This is a genomic window from Pseudorhodoplanes sp., from assembly GCF_035565855.1.
GTDB lineage: Bacteria > Pseudomonadota > Alphaproteobacteria > Rhizobiales > Xanthobacteraceae > Pseudorhodoplanes.
In genome coordinates this window covers 1-5,309 of the sequence record NZ_DATMRX010000177.1, presented here as the reverse complement: position 1 = coordinate 5,309, position 5,309 = coordinate 1, and the positions used below count along the sequence as shown (strand labels likewise).

Annotated in this window: 7 protein-coding genes; 2 read left to right on the top strand and 5 right to left on the bottom strand. The window is 63.1% G+C overall.

Features of this window, described 5'->3' with window-relative positions:
* The 3 genes from VN004_RS09635 to VN004_RS09625 form a co-directional block, all read right to left on the bottom strand.
* Positions 1-441: ribonuclease HII (locus tag VN004_RS09635; protein ID WP_325609360.1), on the bottom strand; the 441-nt coding region annotated here is incomplete at its 3' end.
* 41 nt (positions 442-482) lie between these two features.
* Positions 483-923 carry a VOC family protein gene (locus VN004_RS09630; protein ID WP_325609359.1) on the bottom strand — a complete coding sequence of 147 codons (441 nt, stop codon included), beginning with the start codon at positions 921-923 and terminating at the stop codon, positions 483-485.
* Positions 924-1,012: 89 nt separating this feature from the next.
* The gene (locus VN004_RS09625) at positions 1,013-2,200 is read right to left on the bottom strand and encodes a PA0069 family radical SAM protein (protein WP_325609357.1); all 1,188 of its coding nucleotides are present in this window, start codon (positions 2,198-2,200) and stop codon (positions 1,013-1,015) included.
* Between the two features lie 152 nt (positions 2,201-2,352).
* Between VN004_RS09625 and VN004_RS09620 the strand changes: the two genes are divergently transcribed.
* A complete protein-coding gene (locus VN004_RS09620; protein ID WP_325609355.1) occupies positions 2,353-2,922 on the top strand; it encodes a glycosyltransferase in 570 nt (189 codons plus the stop codon).
* Positions 2,923-3,075: 153 nt separating this feature from the next.
* On the opposite strand, the gene VN004_RS09615 is transcribed toward VN004_RS09620, so the two are convergent.
* The gene (locus VN004_RS09615; protein WP_414710265.1) at positions 3,076-3,531 is read right to left on the bottom strand and encodes a hypothetical protein; all 456 of its coding nucleotides are present in this window, start codon (positions 3,529-3,531) and stop codon (positions 3,076-3,078) included.
* Positions 3,532-3,833: 302 nt separating this feature from the next.
* Between VN004_RS09615 and VN004_RS09610 the strand changes: the two genes are divergently transcribed.
* Positions 3,834-4,628, top strand: coding sequence for an SDR family oxidoreductase (locus tag VN004_RS09610; RefSeq protein ID WP_325609351.1), 795 nt, complete (start codon positions 3,834-3,836; stop codon positions 4,626-4,628).
* A 150-nt stretch (positions 4,629-4,778) separates the two neighbouring features.
* Here VN004_RS09610 and moaB read toward each other — a convergent pair.
* On the bottom strand, positions 4,779-5,309 hold a 531-nt coding region (gene moaB / locus VN004_RS09605), incomplete at its 5' end, for a molybdenum cofactor biosynthesis protein B (RefSeq protein WP_325609349.1).

Here is a 5,309-nt window from a genome sequence, read left to right as displayed (position 1 = left end):
CGGCTCGCAGTCGCAGGGAACCTTGATTCGGTCGCGGCCATCGACATAGACGAGCTTCGGCCGGCACGGCAGCGCCGCCACCGCCTGCGCCAGCGCCCAGAGCGAGGCCTGGAGGATGTTGTCGCGATCGATCCGGGCGGGCGAAGCGAAGGCGACGCCGACCTCGGCGGTCGCGCAGATCCGCGCATAGAGCTTTTCCCGCTCCGCGAAGGTGAGTTTCTTGGAATCGTTGAGGCCGCGCGGCACGCGATCGGGGTCAAGCACGACCGCTGCCGCGACCACGGGGCCGGCGAGCGGTCCGCGGCCCGCCTCATCGCAGCCGGCCACGGGCCAGATGCCGCGCTTATAGGCGCTCCGCTCGCGCCGGAAGGTCGGGCGGATAATCTCGTCTTTCAGCGGCAGGCGCGCGGGGGCTGGTTTGCGATTCGGGCTCCGGCTCATGGCCGGCATGCTGAGCGCGTTCGGCGAAAAATCGCAATGGCTTAGTCGGGCAGGATGGGCCGGCCTTCGGCGGTCAGTGGAAACTGGGGATTACAGGCGACCTCCCAGATGTGGCCGTCCGGATCGGCGAAGTGGCCGTGATATCCGCCCCAGTCTGCCTTCTTCGCGGGGGTCAGCTCGGTCGCGCCGGCTTTCAAGGACCGCGCCATGATCGCATCGACCTCGCCTTCGCTGCCACAATTCCAGGCGAGCGAGGCACCCCGAAAGGCGGCCGGGCGGGTGTTCTCTGCAAAGCTGGCATCGCCTGCGAGCCCTCTCACATCATAGAGAGACAATGTCAGGGTTCCGGCATCGAAGAACGCGACCTCGGTCTCGGGTGCGGCCCGCACCTTCCGCAAGAAGCCCAACGCTTCGTAGAAGCGCGCGGCACGCGGCACGTCGGTAACACCGAGGGTGACGAGGCTGATATGGGCGTTCAACATGGATTGCTTCGCTTCGCTCGCAGTGACGGGAGAATGACTGCGCGGACGACGAGTCAAAGCAAGACCCACAGCTCGCGGCCTTTCATCACTCAAAACAAGCTCAGCTGTTCGCTGCCCTTGACCGGCTTCTGGAAATGTTCGGTCGTGAGCTTCGCCCGTTCCTTGTTGAGCCCGAGCCTCTCGCAGGCCGCCTCGAACCGTCGGCCGATGAGCCAGGCATAAGGACCTTCGCCGGTCTGCCGCTTGCCCCAGGTCGAGTCGTAATCCTTGCCGCCGCGCATTTCGCGCACGAGCTTCATCACATGGCGAAAGCGATCGGGATAATGCGCCATCAGCCATTCCTTGAACAGGTCGCGCACTTCGAGCGGCAGCCGCAGCATCACGTAACCCGCGCTCTTCACACCCGCGAGCGCGACGGCATCGAGGATGCGCTCGATATCCATATCGTTGATCGCCGGGATAACGGGCGCGATCATCGCTGCGGTGGGGATGCCGGCCTCCGACAATTGCCGCAACGCTTCGAGACGTTTTGCCGGGGTCGAGGCCCGCGGCTCCATGGTGCGTGCGAGCTTGCCGTCGAGCGTCGTCACTGAGATAGCGACCTTGGCGAGATTGCGCTTTGCCATGCGCGACAGGATGTCGATGTCACGCGTCACCAGCGCGGACTTCGTGACGATTCCGACCGGATGCCCCGCGCGCTCGAGCACCTCGAGGATGCGGCGCATGATCTCGTATTGCCTTTCGATCGGCTGATACGGATCGGTGTTGGTGCCGATCGCGATGGTGCGCGGCGTATAACCCGGCGCACTCAGTTCACGCTCCAGAAGCGCGGGCGCGTCCGGTTTCATGAAAAGCTTGGACTCGAAATCGAGGCCCGGCGACAGCCCGAGATAGGCGTGGGTCGGCCGTGCGAAGCAATAGACGCAGCCATGCTCGCAGCCGCGATAGGGATTGATCGAACGATCGAACGAGATGTCCGGTGACTCGTTGCGGGTGATGATCTTGCGCGTCGCGTCGGTCTGCACGCTCGTCTTGAACGGCGGCAATTCGTCCAGGCTCTGCCAGCCGTCATCGAAGGCGATGCGGGCCAGCGGCTCATAACGGCCGGATGCGTTGGAAAGGGTCCCGCGGCCTCGCCGGCGCTGTCTTTCAACGCCGGCGCCAAGGAGCCCGGATTGGTCGGAAGATCCCTCCGGGGACCTCCTCGCAAAGTCACCCGCAGGCGCGGAGGGCACAAGCGCCGGCGGGTGTCTCAGGGCTGCGGATGGACGTGCCATAGCCGATATCTAGGATGCGGCAACGAACAAAACAAGAACATAATGGAAGTTGATCGAGATGGCTGAATGTCGTGGCATCGTCTATTCACAGCCCCATGATCTGGCCGCTCTGAAATACTGACGGCCAACCGTTCCTGGCCCATTCCGGTTCCATGCTCAGCGTCATCGTCCCCACACACGAATCAGAGCGGATCCTGGTACGGACGCTGGCGTGTCTCGTCCCGGGGGCGACGGTGGGTTTGGTCGGCGACGTGATCCTTGCCGATGGCGGTTCGACGGACGAGACGGCGCAGATCGGCGATGTGGCGGGATGCCGCTTCCTGGAGATGCCGGGCCCGCTGGGGCCCCGGCTCGGTGCCGCTGTGGATGCCGCGAAGGGGCAATGGCTGCTGTTCATACAAGCAGGCGCGGTGCTCGATAGCGGCTGGGTCGCCGAGGTTCAGCCTTTCATCGAGCGGGCGCCGGTCGAGATGGCCGCCATTTTCACCCCCGCGGCGCCGCTGTCCGCGCAGGGATCGGTCCTGCAGGCCATCCTTGCGCTGCTGCGAGCGCGCCGAACCAGCCTGTCTCCCGGACGGGGGTTGTTGATCAGCAAGTCATTATACCGGGCGCTTGGCGGTTATCGGGACTGCGCCGGCACCGAAGCGGATTTGCTGCGACGGATCGGCAAACGCCGCCTGACGATCCTGCGCACCAGCATCGTTGTGCCGGCTCTGTCCTAAGAGGGCATCGCGACGCACAGCGTGTTGACCACCGCGCGCGCGATCCATCGTCAGGAGGGCTTCCAGCTCACGAAGGAGTCGGTTCACGAAGACTTCGGCAAACCCGAGCCAAGCGAGAGCTGGGAGCTTCAATTATGATCGAAGCTTGCGTGCTCAGGCCACAATGGGTTGCGCCTGCGGCGCAGCCTCCGTTTCACTGGACCTGTGCTCCGCTTCAGTCGTCGGCGCATGCTCGTGATCAGCCGGCAGTTGAAGCACGGTGGCCGATTGACCACTGCGCAGCATCGTCACGAGCACCACCTGCCCATTCGGAAATTCCAGCGCATCGTGGTGTGAGTAGGGTCGATCGAGGTCCACCTGCCGGAAGCGTGCAACGCGATGCGGAACGGATGCATAGCCGAACCGTGGCGGGATCAGACCGAAGCCGCGCGAGTAGACCACGTCCTGATCGAAAGCCAGTTCGGTGCCGGGCCGCATGCACACCGCGACATCGGGTTCGCCTGTCGCCGCGAAGCCACCGGTGACCGAATTGTCGAAGGTTGTGCTTGTCACCTTATCGCCCACCTTGGCGGGGCGTGACGCCACATGATGCAAGCTATAATCACACATGGAAGACATCCTTCTTGCTGCGAACAGCCGAAACGGTTGTCCTATTGCAACAGGGTAGCCGCCGAGCGCGGCAATCGTGTGATTGTCGAAGCCACGCGAGGCGGCATCACCGCTTGTTGAAGTGCGGAGCCGCCTCGAAAGTTCACGCCCCCCTCGGAAATCAAAATGCCGCGGCAACGGCGAATTTTGCTGATGCCGACGGGGTATTATCTCCCGTTCACGGCGCATTGATGCGCAACGGGCCGCTATTTGTGCGATGCGATAACCAATCAACCGGGCCGGGCTGAAACAGGAATGGTTTTATGAATATCGATTTGAGCGGCAAGCATGCGGTCGTGACCGGGTCGACCGGCGGCATTGGCTTTGCAATTGCCAAGGGACTCGCGGGGAGCGGCGCCTCCGTCGTGATCAACGGGCGTGCCGACGCGAAAGTGCAACAGGCAGTCGAGACGCTGAAGAAACAGGTGCCGGAGGCCACGGTCGAAGGCGTTGCGGCGGATTTGTCGAACGCAGACGGCGTCGCAACCTTTACCAGGCGGGTTCCGGAGGCGGATATTCTCGTCAACAATCTCGGCATCTTCGAGCCGAAGGCCTTTGAGGATATTCCCGACGAAGACTGGCTGCGCTTTTTCGAAACCAACGTGATGAGCGGCATCCGGATGTCGCGCGCCTACATTCCCGGCATGAAGAAAAAGGATTGGGGGCGGATCGTCTTCATTTCCTCGGAATCGGGCCTCAATATCCCGCTTGAAATGATCCACTACGGCATGACCAAGACCGCGCAGATCGCGGTCGCGCGCGGTCTTGCGGAATCGCTCGCGGGGACCGGGGTCACGGTCAACGCGGTGCTTCCCGGCCCGACACGGTCGGAGGGTGTGGTCGAATTCTTCGCCAAGTTGGCGAAGGAGCAGGGCGTTTCGCAAGAGCAGATGGAGAAGGACTTCATCGCGCAACATCGTCCGACCTCGATCATCCGGCGGCTCGCCACAGTCGACGAGGTCGCCAACATGGTGGTCTATGCGTGCTCGAAGGAGGCGTCGGCAACGACAGGCGCAGCATTGCGCGTCGAAGGCGGATTGCTGCGAAGTATCGGGTGATGCGCCGCGCGTTGGTGCGACGCGCGTTACGGTCTCTGTCCTCGTTCGTCCCGCGCAAACGGGGACCCAGAATCAAGAGAAGAGAGAGCTGCTGGGTTCCCGCTTGCGCGGGAACGAACGGAGCATGTGGACGTCCCGATCAGATCCCGCTTACACCGTCGCGCCTTGCGCTTTCGGGCGGCGCAGATGTTCGTCGAGGCGCGGCATGATCTCGACGAAATTGCATGGCCGGTAGCGATAATCGAGCTGATGGACCAAGATACCGTCCCAGGCATCCTTGCAGGCGCCGGGCGATCCTGGCAGGCAGAAAATGTAGGTCGCGCCTGCCACACCGGCTGTTGCTCGGGTCTGAATCGCGGACGTTCCGATCTTCTGGTAGCTGATCGTCAGGAACAGGGTCGCAAAAGCATCCATCCGCTTTTCGAACAGCGGCTCCAGGGCCTCAGGCGTCACATCCCGACCCGTGAAGCCGGTGCCCCCGGTGGTAATGATGGCATCGACACCCGGGTCGGCGATCCAGAGTTTTACCTGCGCGCGGATTTTCTCGACATCGTCGGTCACGATGGCACGCGCGGCGAGCTTGTGGCCTGCGCCTTCGATCCGCTCCGCAAGCGTGCTGCCGGACTTGTCATCCGCGAGATCGCGCGTGTCTGAAACGGTGAGGACCGCGATATTGAGCGG

Excerpts from the sequence above, each read along its gene's own strand:
- VN004_RS09630 (WP_325609359.1), bottom strand. The coding sequence starts at position 923 with ATGTTGAACGCCCATATCAGCCTCGTCACCCTCGGTGTTACCGACGTG.
- VN004_RS09625 (WP_325609357.1), bottom strand. The coding sequence starts at position 2,200 with ATGGCACGTCCATCCGCAGCCCTGAGACACCCGCCGGCGCTTGTGCCC.
- VN004_RS09620 (WP_325609355.1), top strand. The coding sequence starts at position 2,353 with ATGCTCAGCGTCATCGTCCCCACACACGAATCAGAGCGGATCCTGGTA.
- VN004_RS09615 (WP_414710265.1), bottom strand. The coding sequence starts at position 3,531 with ATGTGTGATTATAGCTTGCATCATGTGGCGTCACGCCCCGCCAAGGTG.
- VN004_RS09610 (WP_325609351.1), top strand. The coding sequence starts at position 3,834 with ATGAATATCGATTTGAGCGGCAAGCATGCGGTCGTGACCGGGTCGACC.